General features: G+C 67.3%; 13 protein-coding genes. 2 read left to right on the forward strand and 11 right to left on the reverse strand.

Features of this window, described 5'->3' with window-relative positions; translation table 11 throughout:
• Window positions 1-148 precede the first annotated feature (148 nt).
• The 6 genes from ACZLIF_RS16450 to ACZLIF_RS16475 all read right to left on the reverse strand — a co-directional run bounded on the left by ACZLIF_RS16450 (window position 149) and on the right by ACZLIF_RS16475 (window position 8,887).
• Entirely contained in the window at window positions 149-985 is an 837-nt protein-coding gene (locus ACZLIF_RS16450; protein ID WP_065175762.1) for a TrmH family RNA methyltransferase, read from the reverse strand.
• Window positions 986-2,494 carry an alanine/glycine:cation symporter family protein gene (locus ACZLIF_RS16455; RefSeq protein WP_053517082.1) on the reverse strand — a complete coding sequence of 503 codons (1,509 nt, stop codon included), beginning with the start codon at window positions 2,492-2,494 and terminating at the stop codon, window positions 986-988.
• A 252-nt stretch (window positions 2,495-2,746) separates the two neighbouring features.
• A complete protein-coding gene (locus ACZLIF_RS16460) occupies window positions 2,747-3,331 on the reverse strand; it encodes a GNAT family N-acetyltransferase (RefSeq protein WP_128988465.1) in 585 nt (194 codons plus the stop codon).
• Window positions 3,324-6,449 (reverse strand): efflux RND transporter permease subunit, encoded by a 3,126-nt coding sequence (locus ACZLIF_RS16465; RefSeq protein ID WP_065181659.1) that lies wholly within the window; start codon window positions 6,447-6,449, stop codon window positions 3,324-3,326. Before ACZLIF_RS16465 ends, ACZLIF_RS16460 begins: the two co-directional genes overlap by 8 nt.
• Window positions 6,446-7,552, reverse strand: coding sequence for an efflux RND transporter periplasmic adaptor subunit (locus ACZLIF_RS16470; protein ID WP_053517087.1), 1,107 nt, complete (start codon window positions 7,550-7,552; stop codon window positions 6,446-6,448). Before ACZLIF_RS16470 ends, ACZLIF_RS16465 begins: the two co-directional genes overlap by 4 nt.
• Window positions 7,553-7,903: 351 nt before the next feature.
• Window positions 7,904-8,887 carry a LysR family transcriptional regulator gene (locus ACZLIF_RS16475; RefSeq protein WP_053517088.1) on the reverse strand — a complete coding sequence of 328 codons (984 nt, stop codon included), beginning with the start codon at window positions 8,885-8,887 and terminating at the stop codon, window positions 7,904-7,906.
• A 206-nt stretch (window positions 8,888-9,093) separates the two neighbouring features.
• Here ACZLIF_RS16475 and cysK point away from each other — a divergent pair, with 206 nt between their 5' ends.
• Together cysK and ACZLIF_RS16485 are read left to right on the forward strand one after the other, a co-directional pair.
• The gene (cysK, locus tag ACZLIF_RS16480; RefSeq protein WP_065175759.1) at window positions 9,094-10,053 is read left to right on the forward strand and encodes a cysteine synthase A; all 960 of its coding nucleotides are present in this window, start codon (window positions 9,094-9,096) and stop codon (window positions 10,051-10,053) included.
• 272 nt (window positions 10,054-10,325) lie between these two features.
• The gene (locus tag ACZLIF_RS16485; RefSeq protein WP_053517092.1) at window positions 10,326-10,925 is read left to right on the forward strand and encodes an O-acetyl-ADP-ribose deacetylase; all 600 of its coding nucleotides are present in this window, start codon (window positions 10,326-10,328) and stop codon (window positions 10,923-10,925) included.
• Between the two features lie 76 nt (window positions 10,926-11,001).
• Here the strand turns inward: ACZLIF_RS16485 and ACZLIF_RS16490 are convergent, their stop codons facing one another.
• From ACZLIF_RS16490 to ACZLIF_RS16510, 5 genes are all read right to left on the reverse strand, one after another.
• A complete protein-coding gene (locus ACZLIF_RS16490) occupies window positions 11,002-12,141 on the reverse strand; it encodes an ABC transporter substrate-binding protein (protein WP_128988467.1) in 1,140 nt (379 codons plus the stop codon).
• A gap of 129 nt (window positions 12,142-12,270) precedes the next feature.
• Window positions 12,271-13,275, reverse strand: a complete 1,005-nt coding sequence (locus ACZLIF_RS16495; protein ID WP_053518502.1) for a class I fructose-bisphosphate aldolase — start codon at window positions 13,273-13,275, stop codon at window positions 12,271-12,273.
• Window positions 13,276-13,441: 166 nt separating this feature from the next.
• Complete coding sequence (gene pyk, locus ACZLIF_RS16500) at window positions 13,442-14,908, reverse strand: pyruvate kinase (RefSeq protein WP_065175757.1); 1,467 nt, start codon at window positions 14,906-14,908, stop codon at window positions 13,442-13,444.
• A gap of 143 nt (window positions 14,909-15,051) precedes the next feature.
• Window positions 15,052-15,738 (reverse strand): HAD hydrolase-like protein, encoded by a 687-nt coding sequence (locus tag ACZLIF_RS16505; RefSeq protein WP_128988469.1) that lies wholly within the window; start codon window positions 15,736-15,738, stop codon window positions 15,052-15,054.
• Window positions 15,735-16,910: a phosphoglycerate kinase gene (locus ACZLIF_RS16510; RefSeq protein ID WP_053518495.1), complete on the reverse strand. Its 1,176-nt coding sequence runs from the start codon at window positions 16,908-16,910 to the stop codon at window positions 15,735-15,737. The genes ACZLIF_RS16505 and ACZLIF_RS16510 overlap by 4 nt, the downstream gene beginning before the upstream one ends.
• Window positions 16,911-17,001: the final 91 nt, after the last annotated feature.

Genomic DNA, 17,001 nt, shown 5'->3' on the forward strand with positions numbered 1-17,001 from the left:
TCAGGCTGTACGCAACGCAAGACGACGTTATCAGCCTTAAGCCGCCTTGACGTTGCACGACGTCCGCGGTGGTCCCGCCGGCACATCGCGCAAAAAAAACCCGGCCACGGGGGCCGGGTCCTGGCAGCCGATGGCGGCGACCTGTCCGTCAGCCGTCGCGACGGCTCGCCCACTGCGCCAGCAGCACTGCGGTGGCCGAGGCCACATTTAGGCTCTCCACCGCGCCACTGCCGGGAATGGAGACCTGCAGGTCACATTCACCGGCCAGGTCGCGGTCCATCCCCTCGCCTTCGGCGCCCATGACGTAGACCAGACGCGCCGGCAGCGACGTGCGGAATACATCGTCACCGCCATCGACGAGTGTGGCCGCCAGACCGAAGCCGGCATCGCGCAGCTGGGCCATCGCCTGCGGGGTCGCAGGCAGCTGCACCAGCGGCACTGCTTCGGCACCGCCTTCGGCCACGCGGGCAGCCGCACCGGACAGCGCCAGCGTGCTGCCGGCCGGCAACAGCAGCGCCTTCGCGCCGAAGTGCGCCGCCGAACGCAGGATCGCGCCGAGGTTGTGCGGATTGCCTACGCCATCCAGCCACAGCGCCAGTGACGGGCCTTCGCCGATCTGCTGCAGCCACTGCGCCAGCGGCACGGTCGGCGCACGCAGCACGTCGGCCACCACGCCTTCGTGGTGGGTGGTGCCGGCCAGCTTGTTCAGATCGCCTTCCTCGACCACGCGGTAACCCACGCGGTTGGCCACGCACCACTTCAACAGCGGCTGCAGGCGCGGAATCCGGGCCTCCAGCAGATACAGCTTGCGCAGTGCCTGCGGCCGCGCTGCGAACGCGGCCAGCACGGCATTCAGGCCGTACAGGCGCAGCTCATCGCTGCCTCCGCGTCCACCGCCGCCCGTTGCCGGCAGGTCCGTGCGCGGCAACGGTGTGGCGCGCGGCGGACGAGCGGACGGGCGGCGGTTGTTCCAGGGGTTGTTCACTTACACGTTCTCCTGCTTGCGCTGGCGCCAGAAATCGGCGTTCCGGATGCCCAGTGCATCGGGATCGAACGTCGGATCCAGGCCCAGCTTCTTCTGTCGTTCGTAATCGCGCAGCGCCAGCATCGCGGGCTTCTGGATGATGAAGATGGCGATGATGTTCAGCCAGGCCATCAGGCCCACGCCGATGTCACCCAGGCCCCAGGCCAGGGTCGCGTTGTGGAACGCACCGAACACCACCATGGCGATGATGCCCAGGCGCAGACACAACACGGTCAGCGGACGGTGCTTGTTGTGGTTCACATAGCTGAGATTGGTCTCGGCCATGTAGTAGTACGCCATGATGGTGGTGAAGGCGAAGAAGAAGATCGCCAGCGAGACGAACGACGCGCCCCAGCCCGGCAGCACGGCTTCAACGCCGGCCTGCGCATAGCCCGCCCCTTCCGGAATGCCGGCCAGGCCCTGGAACACCGGAGCCGCGCCTTCCACCGGCGAGTACACGTTGTAGGTGCCGCTGGCCAGGATCAGGAACGCGGTGGCGGTACACACCATCATGGTGTCGAAGTAGATCGCGAACGCCTGCACGTAGCCCTGCTTGGCCGGATGCGAGACCTCCGAGGCCGCCGCCGCGTGCGGGCCCGAGCCCTGTCCGGCTTCGTTGGCGTAGATGCCGCGCTTGACGCCCCATTCGATCGCCAGGCCCATCATCGCGCCGAACGCCGCATGGGTGCCGAACGCGCTGTTGAAGATGATGCCGAACATCTCCGGGACGCGTTCGTAGTTGATGATCATGATGACGACGGCGGTCAGGATGAAAGCCGCCGCCATGAACGGCACTACCACTTCGGCGAAACTGGCGATGCGCTTGACGCCGCCGAAGATCACCACGCCCAGCAGCAGTGCGACCACGATGCCGATGCCGAGCTTGAGCGCGGCAACCGATTCCATGCCGAAGGCCTGGCCATCCAGCGGACCGCACAGCGCACCGCCACGGCAGGCATTGATGATGCTGTCGGCGATGGCATTGGCCTGCACCCCCGGCATCAGGAAGCCGGCGGCGATGATCGTGGCGATGGCGAAGGCCATGGCATACCACTTCAGGCCCATCGCCTTTTCAATGTAGTAGGCCGGGCCACCACGGTAGCGGCCTTCGGCATCCTTGGTCTTGTAGATCTGCGCCAGGGTGCATTCCACATACGAGGTGGATGCACCGAGGAAGCCCATCACCCACATCCAGAAGATCGCACCGGGGCCACCGAAGGCGATGGCCGTGGCCACGCCGGCGATGTTGCCGATACCCATGCGCCCGGCCATGGACATGGCCAGGGCCTGGAACGAAGAAACGCCGGCGTCGGACTTTTCACCCTTGACCGTGAGGCGGCACATTTCCACGAAGCCGCGGATCTGCATGAAGCGGGTGCGGGCACTGAAGTAAAGGCCGGCTGCCAGGCACACGAAGATCAGTGCCTTGCTCCAGATGATGCTGTTGACGAAATGTACGGTAGCTTCCACGCGCGCTCTCTCCAGTCGGCGGGGTGAATGGACGTCCCGTCGGCTGGAAGGGACCGGTCGATTCTCCCTGATCGAAGGTCGCTGCGATAGCGCCGGAAGGCATCCGCCGGGCATGGCCCGGCGCTACCGGTTCCGCCGCAGGCATCCGCCGGGCATGGCCCGGCGCTACCGGTTCCGACGCGGGCATCCGCCGGGCATGGCCCGGCGCTACCGGTTCCGCCGCGGGTAGCGCCGGGCCATGCCCGGCGCCGTTCAGGGCAGCTGGGTGCGCACCCGCGCGAACCGGCGCAGGTCATGCAGGGTGCCGCGCTTGTAGATGGCGCAGCGCTCCACGCCCTCTTCGTGGAAACCGTTCTTTTCCAGCACCCGGGCCGACCCCAGATTGAAGTCCACCACGGTGGCCTGAAGCCTGAACAGGCGCAGTTCGTCCATCACCCACGGCGCGAAGACGCCCACCACGCGGGTCATGATGCCCCGCCCCCAGTACGCCCGGCCAAGCCAGTAGCCCAGCTCGGCGGTATGCCCACGCTCGGCCACGCCCGGCTGGGCACCGATGCTGCCGCAGGCCTGGCCGTCGATCTCGATGGCCAGTGCCAGGGTGCCCGGGGTCAACACGCGACCGGCAAGGAACGCCTCACCGTCCTCACGTGTGTAGGGATAGGGGAAGCGGTCGCGCAGACCCCGTGACACCTCGGCATCGTTGGCATGACGCAGCAGCGATTCGAGGTCGCCGCCGCGCCATGGACGCAGCTGGAAACCGTCGCCGCGCAGCACTGGGGTCGGGGCCCTTTCCTGCGGGGAAAGGGATCCGCCCCCGTCGGCGCGACGGTCAGGCATGCCCGCCCACCGAGGGCGACGCTGCTTCCTGCTTTTCCAGCTCGCGCTTCACTGCTTCCGGCGAGCGCGTGTACGGGGCCAGACGTGCGTAGAACGCCGGCACCACGAACAGCGACAGGAAGGTGGACAGGGTGACGCCGAAGATGATCACGATACCGATCGTGCCACGGCTCGCCGAACCCGGTCCACCGGCCACCACCAGCGGAATCGCGCCGACCACGGTGGCGATGGAGGTCATCAGGATCGGACGCAGGCGCACCATCGATGATTCGATGATGGCCTCGCGCACGCTGCGGCCGTCGTCACGCAGCTGGTTGGCGAACTCGACGATCAGGATGCCGTTCTTCGCCGCCAGGCCGACCAGCATCACGATGCCGATCTGGCTGAACAGGTTCACTGTGCCCCCGCTCAACCACAGGCCGACCAGCGCGCCGAGCACGCCCAGCGGTACCGTCAGCATGATCGTCAGCGGATGGATGAAGCTCTCGAACTGTGCGGCCAGCACCAGGTACACCACCAGCAGGGCCATGGCGAAGGTCAGCAGGACCGCACCGCCCGCGCTCTGGTACTCGCGCGACTCGCCCTTCCAGTTCACCTGCGCGTACTGCGGCAGCTCCTCGCGCGCGACGTTCTGTGCCCAGGCAATGGCCTCGCCCAACGGGTAGCCCGGCGCAAGGCCTGCGCTGATGGTGATCGAGCGCAGGCGGTTGAAGCGGTTCAAGGTGCCTGCCTCGGCAACCTCGCTCAGGGTGACCAGGTTCGACAAGGGCACCAGCTCACCGGAGGTGGCACGCACGCGGATCGCGGCCAGATCGGCCGGCGTGGCGCGTCCGTCGCGGCCCGCCTGGACCAGCACGTCGTACTCTTCGCCGTTGTCGACGAAGGTGGTGACGCGACGCGAGCCCATCATCGTTTCCAGCGCCGAGCCGATTGCGGTGACCGGCACGCCCAGGTCGGCCGCGCGCTGGCGGTCGATGTTCACCCGCATCTGCGGGCGGGTTTCCTTGTAGTCCGAGTCGGGGCCGACCAGGCCGGGATTGTCGGCCATGCGCAGCAGGATGCGGTCGCGCCACTGCGCGATCTCGGCGTACTCCGGGCCTCCCAGCACGATCTGGAAGGGCTGGCCGCCGCTGCGGACCAGGCCACCGCCGACCTGCGTGCGCACACGCACGCCCTGGATGGTGTCCAGCTCCTTCTGCAGCTCATTGGCGACCTCCGGGGTGCCTTCGCTGCGCTGGCGCCACGGCTGCAGGAAGATGCTCACCCGGCCGGTGTGCATTTCCTCGCTTGCGCCCCAGCCACCGGGCACGCGCGGGTTGGCGCGCACGATCGGCTTGTCCGCTCCCACGTGGGGCGCCAGCATCGCTTCGACCTGCTGCACCTGCTGCACGGTGTAGTCGTAGCCTGCGCCCTCCGGGCCGTCGATCATGATCTGGAACGAGCCACGGTCTTCGGCTGGCGCCAGTTCCGAGGGCAGCACCTTGATCAGCAGCCAGCTGGCAGCCAATGCCGCCGCCATCACCAGCAGGTAGATCCAGGTGCGGTCGACATGGCGCTGCAGGATGCGGCCATACGCGCCGGCCAGCCGCTCCAGGTTGCGGTTGACGAAGCCATGCAGGCCACGCGGCGCCTGCCCGGTATGCGGCTTGAGCAGTTTGGAGGCCATCATCGGTGTCAGCGTCAACGCCACGAACGCGGACAGCGCCACGGCCGCGGCCAGCGCCACCGCCAGCTCGCGGAACAGGCGCCCGGTGTTGCCCTCGAGGAAACCGACCGGCAGGAACACCGCCACCAGCACCGCGGTGGTCGCGATCACCGCGAAGGCCACCTGCGTGGTACCGCGCTTGGACGCCACCAGCGGCGGCTCACCCAGATCGATCCGGCGCTGCACGTTCTCCACCACCACGATCGCATCGTCGACCACCAGGCCGATGCACAGCACCAGCGCCAGCAATGTCAGCAGGTTGATCGAGAAATCGAACGCGTACAGCGCGATGAATGCGGCCACCAGGCACACCGGTACCGTCACGGCCGGAATCAGCGCTGCGCGGAAGCTGCCGAGGAACAGCCAGATCACCGCCAGCACCAGGATCATCGCCTCCACCAATGTGGCATAGACGCGATCGACGGCCGCTTCGATGAAGGTGGTGTTGTCGAAGGCAACGAAGATCTGCGTGCCCTTGGGCAGCGTCAACGCGACCCGCTCGGCTTCGGCGCGCGCGGTGCGCGCGACGTCCAGCGAGTTCGCGGTGGAGGTCTTGACGATGCCCAGGCCGATGCCCGGCTCGCCATTGCTGCGGTAATAGGCGCGGCGCTCGGCCGACGCCAGCTCGATCTTCGCCACGTCGCCCATGCGCACGACGTAACCGTCGCTGCCCTTGCCCAGCGGGATGGTCGCGAAGTCTTCGGGCTTGATGTAATTGCGTTCCACGCGCAGGGTGAAATCACGGTCGGTGGATTCGATGCGCCCGGCGGGCAGTTCCACGTTCTCGTTGCGCAGCGCGGTTTCCACATCACCGGTGGTCAATCCACGCGCAGCCAGCTGATCGCGGTCCAGCCAGATGCGCATCGCATAGCGCTGGCGACCACCGATACGGACCTGGGCGACGCCATCGAGGCTGGAAAAGCGGTCGACCACATAGCGGTCGGCGTAGTCGCTCAGCTCCAGCGTATCCATGGTCGAGGAGACCATGTTGAACCAGATGATCGGATCGGCATCGCTCTCGACCTTGGCGATCTCCGGCGGGCGCGCCTCTTCCGGCATGCGGTCGGCAACCCGGCTGACGGCATCGCGCACGTCATTGGCCGCGGCCTCGATATCGCGGTTGGAGGTGAACTCGATGCTGACCTGCGAGCGGCCGTTGGTGCTGCGCGCGTTGATGGTATCGATGCCTTCGATGCCGGCGAGCGCATCTTCCAGCACCTGGGTGATCCGGCTTTCGATGACGGCCGCCGAGGCACCGGTGTAGTCGACCGAGACCGACACGATGGGCGGATCGATGGCCGGCAGTTCGCGCAGCGTGAGGCGGGTGAAGGACATGATGCCCAGCACCAGCAGCAGCAGGCTCATCACCACGGCGAACACCGGCCGCTGGATGGAAACGTCGGACAGCTTCATCCGCCCTGTTCCTCGGTCGCGACCGGCGCAGGCGCATCGGCAGGCTTTGCACCGCTGGCCGGCGCCGCATCACGGGCGGCCACCTTCAGACCCGGGCGCAGCTTGCCGGTGCCGTCGACCACGATGCGCTGGCCCGCGGCCAGCCCCTGCTTGATCTCGACCACGCCGGCACGGCGCGCGCCGGTGACCACGTCCACGCGCTCGACGCTGTCGTCGGCGCCGATGCGGTACACGAAACTGTCACGGCCCACCTGCACCACCGCGATCTCCGGGATCACCAGCGCCGGGCGCTCGGGGCGGAACAGGCGCACATCGAGCAGCATGCCCGGGCGCAGCGCATGGTCGGCGTTGGCGAAGTCGGCCCGCACGGTCACCGCGCGGGTGGCCGGGTCGATACGTGCATCGATGGTGGTGACCTCTCCTTCGAACGTGCGCCCCGGCCACGCGACGCTGGTCGCGCTGACCTTGTCGCCCGCCGAAAGCGCGGCCAGTTCCACTTCGGGCACCTGGAAATCGACGTGCATGCGCTCGATGTCGTCCAGGGTGGCAATCACCGTGGTCGGCGTCAGCAGCGTGCCAGGGCTGACCTGGCGGATACCCAGCACGCCTGCGAACGGCGCACGCACACGACGGTCGCCGATGTCGGCCTGCATCTGCGCGACACGGGCCTCGGCGGCATCGCGGATCGACTTCTGCGTATCCAGCGTGGCGCTGGACACCAGCCGCTGCGTGGCCAGTTCGCGCTGCCGGCGGTAAAGCTGGTCGGCCTCGTGGAAGGTGGCCTGCGCCTGCACCAGCGCCGCTTCCTGGGCCTGGCCGCGCAGAGTCACGATCGGCGCACCTGCGGCGATCTGCTGGCCGCTTTCGAAGTGCACCTTCTCCACGATCTCACTGACCTTGGCGGTGACGCTGATCGACTCCCGCGCCTTGGCCGTACCCAGCGCCTGCAGGGTGTCGTTCCATTGCGTGGGCTGCACGATCTGCGCGGTGACCGGCACCGCTTCCCCCTGCCGTCGCGCGGCGGCCTCCTGTTTGCCTGCGCACCCGGCCAGGACGGCCAGGCTGAGGCCAAGGGCCAGGGTCGAAGCGATACGAGCCAACATGAACGGTCCTGATTGATCCACGGCCGCCGAGTGTAGGCATCCCCCCGCGAAGGCGGTATATGCCAAGCGTTTACCGGCGTGGAACCGGCGTCGCGATAGCGGCCTGAACCCGTTCCATGCAAGGGTCTGTGCGGCGGTGTCGGCGTATGTCGGGATGTATCCGGGCGGCCGCCGGCCGTGTTGCTGCCGTAGAGTCGGACAGGTCCGGCGGAGGGCGTCGGACCGGGTCGGATCCTGGCGGGGATCCGATCCGGTTGTTCCTCTCCGCGGCCGATCCATCGGGGCCTGGCCGCGTTGTTGCTGTTGCGCCAGTTCTTCGCAGGTGCAGGGCGCAGCCCTGCCCGAGCACCCTCACACCGTGATGGTCTGGGTCAGCGATTCCCAGGTCGGCGGCAGCGGCCACGCGGCCACCTGGTTGCCGTCCAGCACCCGGCGCAGGTCCCGCGGATCGATCTGCGGTGCCAACACATGCACCAGCTCCAGCGCGTAATCGCGCAGCACGCGGTCACGCGGCAGCACCGCCCAGGCGATGCACTCGGCGATCGGAGCGGGTGCCGGCCATGCCTTGAGGTCTTCGTCGAGGGAACTGACCGCCATTTCGGCCAGCAGGCCCACACCCAGGCCGGTACGCACATAGGTCTTGATCAGATCGGCGTCCAGCGCAGTCAGCGCCAGATCCGGAACCAGCCCGTTGGCAGCAAAGGCACGCTGCAGCGACGAGTTCGGGCGCGTGGACGATTCATAGCTGATCAGCGGCTGGCGGGCGAGCGCCGCCAGGTCCGGTGCGCGGCCCGCGCGATCCAGCGGATGGCCCTTGGGCACGACCACCAGCCGCCGCCAGCGGAACAACGGCACGGCGATGCCATCGCCAGGCTCCCCACCGGCCGTACTGATGATGGCGATGTCCGCATCACCCTGGTTCAACCGATCCAGCGCATCGGCTTCGGCGGCCTGCTGCAGGTGCACGCTGACCTGCGGATACGCCTGCTTGATCGCCGCCACCGCCGGCGGCAGCACGAAGCGCGCCTGGGTATGGGTGGTGGTCAGGATCAGCTGGCCCTGGCTTTCGCGGCGCTGGTTGGCCGCGTAGGTGCGGATGTTGTTGGCCTCGGCCAGCACGGCGCGCGCGCGGGAGATCACCTCGGTACCGGCCGGGGTGACCGACTCCAGGCTGCGACCCTTGCGTACGAACAACAGGAAGCCCAGCTCGTCCTCCAGCTGCTTGAGCTGCTTGGACAGGCCGGGTTGGGTGGCGTGCACGCGCGAGGCAGCCAGCGTGATGTTCAGCTCGGCGTCGGCGATGGCGACCAGATAGCGCAGCTGGGTCAGCGTCATGGGCGGGCAGGCAGCAGGGGCGGAGGTCCACTCTAGGGTCAATTACCGTCACCAGCTTATAACCAAAGGTTGTTTAAGAAAGGCATCTGGTCATTTCCGGGCGTCATATGCCGGCGCTACGGTCAGCCGGCAGCCGCTGGCGTGAACAGCCAGCCCTCCCTCTTCCGCCCGCCGTCCTGGCGCGGCCCCGCCTCCGGAGCGCTTCCATGGCCCTGTACGACTCCATCCTCGACACCGTCGGCAACACCCCCATCGTCAAGCTGCAGCGCCTGGCGCCGCCGCAGGTCAGCCTCTACGCCAAGGTCGAGTCGTTCAATCCCGGCGGTTCGGTCAAGGACCGCCTGGCGCTGGCGATCATCCTCGACGCCGAGGCCCGTGGCCTGCTCAAGCCGGGTGACACCATCGTCGAAGCCACCTCGGGCAACACCGGCGTGGCGCTGGCGATGGTGGCCGCCGCCCGTGGCTACAAGTTCGTGGCGACCATGGTCGAGACGTTCTCGGTGGAACGCCGCAAGCTGATGCGTGCCTACGGCGCCAAGGTGATCCTGACCCCGGCGGCGGAACGTGGCAGCGGCATGGTGCGCAAGGCGCGCGAACTGGCCGAACAGCATGGCTGGTTCCTCGCCAGCCAGTTCGCCAATCCGGCCAACCCGGCCTACCACCGCAACACGACGGCGGCGGAGATCCTGCGCGACTTCGCCGGCAGGCGCCTGGACTATTTCGTCAGCGGCTGGGGAACCGGCGGAACCCTCACTGGTGTCGGCGAGGTACTGAAGGTCGCACGGCCGCAGACCCGCATCATTGCCACCGAGCCAGCCGGCGCCGCGCTGCTCAAGGGCGATGACTGGAAGCCGCACAAGATCCAGGGCTGGACGCCGGACTTCGTGCCGGACGTGCTCAACCGCGACGTGGTGGATGAGCTGCTGAGCGTGGACGACGAACGCGCCATCGCCACCGCGCGCCGGCTGGCCGCCGAGGAGGGCATCTTCGTCGGCATCTCCGCCGGCGCCACGGTCGCCAGTGCGCTGGATGTGGCCAGCCGTGCCGAGCCGGGTTCGGTGATCCTGGCGATGCTGCCGGATACCGGCGAGCGCTACTTCTCCACGCCCCTGTTCGCCGACGTGAACGAAGGTTCCGACGACGACTGGCTGGCCGGCCTGCCGTGATGCACAGGGTCGGATCCCTTTCCCGTCCGGGAAAGGGCTCTGACCCAGCCGGCGCACCTCGGAAACATGGGGTCAGAGCTTTTCCATCCGGAAAGGGATCTGACCCCTTTCTGCTTCAGCCTGCGTGAAGGTGGCGACCGCCATCGTGCGTGAAGACCGTCGGATCGCAGCGCGTGAGACGGTCATGACGCAGCATCGATGGCCTGTCCCCTACGCTGGGTACAGCCGCCGCAGGTACTGCGCGGAACATCCGACAGGCAGGAGACGGACGCATGAAGATCGAAGTGTGGCAGGGCGACATCACGACCCTGGCGGTGGATGCGATCGTCAACGCGGCCAATGAATCGCTGCTGGGGGGCGGTGGAGTGGACGGTGCGATCCACCGTGCTGCCGGCCCCGGCCTGCTGGCCGAATGCCGGCAACTGCCGGAGCTGCGGCCAGGCGTGCGCTGCCCGACCGGTGAAGTGCGCGCCACCGGCGCCCATGCATTGCCGGCGCGGCACGTGCTGCACACGGTGGGCCCGGTCTGGCATGACGGCCTGCGCGATGAACCCGCGCTGCTGGCCAACTGCTACTGGAAATCGCTGCAGCTGGCTGAATCGCTCGGGGTGCAGTCGATCGCGTTTCCGGCCATCAGCTGCGGCGTGTACGGCTATCCGCTGTACCAGGCCGCGCAGATCGCCGTGACGGAAACCCTGGCGTGGCAACGCAGCCATGCACAGCCGATGCGGATCGTGCTGGTTGCTTTCAATACGGCCACGGCCAAGGCCTATCAGCAGGCCCTGGCCAGCGCCGGGCAGAACGCGGACAACGAAGTGCGCGGCACGCTGCTGCCGCCGCTGGGCGATACCGGATTCGCTGCCGCGCATTGAACACGGCAGGCGGCAGCACTGAAGAAAAGGCCGGGCAATGCCCGGCCTTTTCATTACGGCAGTGCCCCTGGACGCGTCAGCGGCTGGCCGCGTCGACCGCGGCGTCACCCGGCACGGCCGCCGCATCCGCCGCTGCGCGGGCCGCCGACGCCGCGACGCCGGCAGCGCTGGCGCCATCGATCTGCACGCGCACCTCGACCAGGCCCTGCTCGTCGCTGAGGCTGGAAATATCGACCGTGTAATGACCGGCCGGCAACGATTCCTGCAGACGCGCGTTGGTGCCGTTGCCGCCGTCGTCGTCGACCAGCTCGACGTCACCGCCGACCACACGCAGCACGGTGTCCACCTGACCGGAGATCGCATCCAGGCGAACGTCGCCCGGACGCTCCAGTGTCAGCAGGAAGCGACGGCGACCTTCGCTGTCGAGCATGGTGAACACGCTGCCCGACTGCGGCAGTTGGGTACCATCGCGCTCGACGATGTTGCCCGGCAGCTCCGTGCGGGCAACGGTCAGCTTGAAGGTGCCGGACGCATCGTCGTCCAGCCCGCGCACGCCCAGCGTGTACTTGCCGGGCTGCAACGGCAGCGAGAGGCGCGAATTGGTGCTGTCACCGCCATCGTCGTTCTCCGCGTCGATCTCGCCGCCCTTCAGCTTCAGCACGGTATCGAACGCATCGGACGACAGGTTGACTTCATAGAGGCCGGCCTTGTCCACCTGCAGGGTGTAGTCCTGCGATCCGGATACCAGCATGTCGACGACTTCGCCACTGCCTGCGATGGGCTTGCCGTCGTAGGGCACCAGCTTCTCCACCCGCAAGCGATACGGGCCGTAGGCGGTCGGGCTGTCGGCGTTGACCGCCACCTGGTAGGTGCCGGCGCCGTTGGCGCGGAACGCCAGCGATACATCCCCGCTGCGCTCATAGCCGGTGCGGCTGCTGGCGACCAGGCTGCCATTGTTGAACACGGCAATCGAGCCACTGAGGGCACCGGTCAGCTTCATGCCTACCAGCTGCTTGTCCTCCAGCGTGATCTGGTACAGCTGGTGGTGGCTGCCGTCATTGAAATTGATGCCGCTGCGCGAGGTGATCTCGCCGGAAACGGGCTTGTCGAACTCGAGCGACGGGGCCTTGCCCACATCCGCATTGCTGCCGGAACGGTTGCAACCGCCTGCGGCGAGGACCGTAGCAACGGCCAGCGTGATTGCTGCCAAACGCATGTTTTTCTCCTTGGCCTTCCATGTGTGTCCCGCGGGCCGGCCGGGCCCGCGGGAGGCGGAAAAGATACCCGCAAAAGCAAACGCCGGCGTGAGGCCGGCGTTGCCCTGTTCATCCTGCGATGGAACCGATCAACCGTTCCACTTGCCCAGTGCAGCCAGGCCGTTTTCCTTGGCGCGCTCGAACACGGTCTTCTGCGCGGCGGCGTAGTTGCCCTTCATGTCCTTGGCCCACAGCTTCAGTGCCGCCTGCTGCATGGCACGGCCGTAGGAGAAGCTCAGCGGCCACGGCAGGTTGCCCAGCTGGTTCATCGCATTGAGGTGGGCGGTGGACTGTTCATCGCTCTGGCCGCCGGACAGGAACACCACGCCCGGCAGGATCGCCGGCACGGTGCTCTTCAGGCACATCACGGTGGACTCGGCCACTTCCTCGACGTCGGCCTGCTCTTCGCAGTCCTTGCCCGAGATGACCATCGAAGCCTTCAGGATGGTGCCTTCCAGCAGCACGTTCTGCTGGTACAGGGCGTCGAACAGCGAACGCAGGGTGGCTTCGGTGACTTCGTAGCAGGTCTCGATGTCGTGGTCGCCGTCCATGATCACTTCCGGCTCGACCATCGGCACCAGGCCGCATTCCTGGCACAGCGCGGCGTAGCGGGCCAGCGCATGGGCGTTGGATTCGATGCAGGTGCCCGACGGAATGCTCTCGCCGATGTTGATGACCGCGCGCCACTTGGCAAAGCGCGCACCCAGCTTGTAATACTCCTGCAGGCGCTCGCGCAGGCCGTCCAGGCCTTCGGTCACCAGCTCGCCCGGGCAGCCGGCCAGCGGATGCGCACCCTTGTCCACCTTGATGCCCGGAATCATGCCGTGGTCGGCCATGTACTTGGCGAACGGCACGCCGTCCTTGGTCGACTGGCGGATGGTTTCGTCGTACAGGATGGCGCCGGAAATGTGCTCGTTGAGCTTCGGCGTGGTCAGCAGCAGTTCGCGATAGGCGCGACGGTTCTCCTCGGTGTTCTCGATGCCCACGCCGGCGAAGCGCTTGGCGATGGTACCGGTGGATTCGTCGATCGCGATGATGCCCTTGCCCGGGGCAACCATGGCCTGGGCGGTTTCAGCCAGCTGTTCGATGCTCATGTACTTCCTGTGGCGGGTGCGGGAAAAACGTAAGTATAGCCCCGCAGCCCGTGGCCTCGACGTGGAGGCCAGACTGGAAACGATTCCAATGTCCGTTCAGGACAGGCGCTGTCCTGCGGCGTTCCGGTCAGAGCCCCGGTGGGGCTCCGACCCGGGTCCGCAGCGGTTACAGATCGCCCAGACCGCTGGCGCGACCGTCTTCGCCCACCTCGAGCAGGCGCAGGGTGTTGGTCGCACCGTGGGTTTCCATGTGCTCACCGCTGGTGAACACCACCCGATCGCCGGCCTGCAGCAGATCCGATTCGACCAGCAGGCGGATGCTGCCACGTGCGGCTTCGCGCGGGGTCAGGCCACGGCTGTCGAAATTGATCGGAAACACATCGCGCATCAGCGCCATCTGCCGGCGTGCGCCGTCATGGCGGGTCACCGCGAACACCGGTGCCTTGGCACGGAAGCGCGACAGGTAGCGCGCGGTACCGCCGGACTCGGTCATGGCCACGATGGCCCGCACGCCCACGTGCTGGGACAGGAACATGGTCGCCATCGCGATGGCCTGGTCGGCGCGCTCCAGGTTGCGCGGCGACGCATTGAAGTCGGTCTCGGTCTGGAACTGGCGCTCGGCGCCCAGGCAGATGCGCGCCATCGCCTCCACGGCCTTGACCGGATACGCACCGGCAGCGGTTTCGGCCGACAGCATCACCGCATCGGTGCCGTCGATCACCGAGTTGGCCACGTCCAGCACTTCCGCGCGGGTCGGGATCGGGCTTTCCACCATCGACTGCAGCATCTGGGTGGCAGTGATCACCACCTTGTTCTGCGCCAGCGAAGCCTTGATGATCTTCTTCTGCAGGCCCGGCAGTTCGGCATCGCCGATTTCCACGCCGAGGTCGCCGCGCGCCACCATCACCACGTCACTGGCCTCGACGATCTCCTCCAGGTTCTCGATCGCTTCGGTGCGCTCGATCTTGGACACCAGCGCGGCGTAGCAGCCGTGCGATTCGGCGATCGCGCGGGCATCGTTCATGTCCTGCGCATTGCGGCAGAAGGAAACGGCGATGAAGTCGACACCAATCTTGGCGACGATCCCGATCAGCTCCTTGTCGCGCTCGGTCAACGCGCCCAGCGACAGGCCACCGCCCTGCTTGTTCAGGCCCTTGCGATCAGACAGCACCCCGTCGTTGAGCACGGTGCTGATGATCCGCTCACCCTGCACCTCGACGACCTGCAGCTGCATCAGGCCGTCATCGAGGAGCAGGACATCACCGGGGCCGACGTCCTGCGGCAGGCCGAGGTAGCTCACGCCCACCTGCGTGGCATCGCCAGCCGGTGCGTTGGGCGAGGCGACCAGATCGAAACGGTCGCCCGCCTTGAGATGGATCTTGCCTTCGGCAAAGCGCTCGATGCGGATCTTCGGGCCCGGCAGGTCGGCCAGGATGCCCACTTCCACGCCCACCCGCTGCGCGGCAGCGCGCACGTCGGCGGCACGCTTGGCCTGGCCGGACGGGTCACCGTGGCTGAAGTTCAGGCGCACCACGTTGACGCCGGCGCGGAACAGATCCTCCAGCACGCCCGGCGGATCGGTGGCCGGACCGAGGGTGGCTAGGATCTTGGTGCGACGCTGACGCTCGAACATGGTGAATGGGCCTCTCCCGTTAAAGCACGGAAATTAGCACATCCTTCACGCCCCATGTATGCGGTTACAACCTTGTGCTGCCTGACTCTGCGGGACATGTAACGGACATCGCCCGGACATACGCCGGCGCAGGGTGTCCGGCATCAGGCCAACAGTGTCGTCAGCTGGACCGGTTCGCGTGCCAGCTGGCCCGCACCGGCTTCAGTGAGCTCCGCTTCGCCACCAAACCCCCACAGCACACCGATGCTGCGCAGGCCGTGGTGACGCGCGCCCTCGATATCCATGCGACGGTCGCCGATCATCCAGCACTGCGTGGGCGACACCTGCAGCCGGCGCAGCGCTTCGCCTACCAGCTCGGGCTTGTGGCTGCGCGAACCATCCAGGGTCGAGCCGATGATGTCCTCGAACAATCCGCCGAACGGCAGATGGGCCAGGATCCGGCGCGCGTGCGGCTCGTTCTTGGCGGTGACCACCGCCAGGCGGTGGCCACGCGCATGCAGGGTGCGCAGGGCGTCCTCCACCTGCGGGTACACCGTGTGCTCGCGCCAGCCCTCGGCATCGAAGCGTTCGCGGTAGTAGCCGACGGCCTGCTCCACCCGCGCCGGTTCGATGAACAGCGGCGCGAACGTGGTGCGCAGCGAAGGCCCGATCCAGCCCAGCAGGGTTTCCCGCGCCGGCACCGGATGCTCCATCTTCTGCAGCGCATAAGCGATGCAGGTGGTGATGCCCACCTGCGAATCGATCAGCGTACCGTCCAGGTCGAAGAAGAGCGTCGCGCGTTCTTCCCGTGCCGGGTGGGCAGAACCGGCCTGGGTGCCGTCCGGGTTCATGCGCCGCGCGCGGCGAGCGCGGCCACGGCCGGCAGGGTCTTGCCTTCCAGGAATTCCAGGAACGCGCCGCCACCGGTGGAGATGTAGCTCACGTCCTTGGCGATGTCGAACTTGTCGACCGCTGCCAGGGTGTCGCCACCGCCGGCGATGGAGAATGCCGGGGACGTGGCGATGGCACGCGCCAGCGCTTCGGTTCCCTTGCTGAAGGCTTCAAACTCGAACACGCCGACAGGGCCGTTCCAGACCACGGTGCCGGCATTGGCGATCAGCTGCGCGTACTGGGCAGCGGTCTGCGGACCGATGTCCAGGATCAGATCATCTTCGGCGACCGCATCCACGGCCTTCACTTCGGCAATGGCGTCGGGCAGGAACTGCTTGGCCGTGACCACGTCCACCGGAAGCGGAATCTCGGCCCCGCGCGCCTTGGCGTCGGCAACGATCTTCCGGGCGGTGTCCAGCAGGTCCGGCTCGTACAGCGACTTGCCGACCTTGTAGCCGGCAGCCGCGATGAAGGTGTTGGCGATGCCGCCCCCCACGATCAGCTGGTCGACCTTGCCCACCAGATTGGCCAGCAGTTCCAGCTTGGTGCTGACCTTGCTGCCGGCCACGATGGCCAGCAGCGGCTTGGCTGGTGCGTCCAGCGCCTGCGCCAGGGCATCCAGCTCGGCCATCAGCAGCGGGCCACCCGCGGCGACCGGGGCGAAACGGATCACGCCATGGGTGGACGCCTGCGCGCGGTGCGCGGTACCGAAGGCATCCATCACGAACACATCGCACAGCGCGGCGTACTTCTTCGACAGGGCTTCGTCATCCTTGCCCTCGCCGACGTTCATCCGGCAGTTTTCCAGCAGCACCAGCTGGCCCGGCTGCACCTCGACGCCGTCGATCCAGTCGCGTACCAGCGGCACCTCGCGACCCAGCAGTTCGGACAGGCGTGCGGCAACCGGTGCCAGCGAATCGGCTTCGCTCCACACGCCTTCCTTCGGCCGGCCCAGGTGCGAGGTGACCATCACCGCCGCGCCCTGCTCCAGTGCGCGCTTGAGCGTCGGCAGCGAAGCGGTGATGCGCTGTTCGGAAGTGATGCGGCCATTCTCGATCGGCACGTTCAGATCCTGGCGGATCAGCACGCGCTTGCCGGAGAGGTCGAGGTCGGTCATGCGGACGATGGACATGGGCAACTCTTGGGCTCAGGGACGGGGTGCCGGCGTTCGGCAGACCGTCATTGTATCGGCTGCGGCAGAACGGATGGCGCCGGCCGCAGCG

The sequence above is a fragment of the Stenotrophomonas sp. 2201_Sma genome (genome assembly GCF_056486685.1).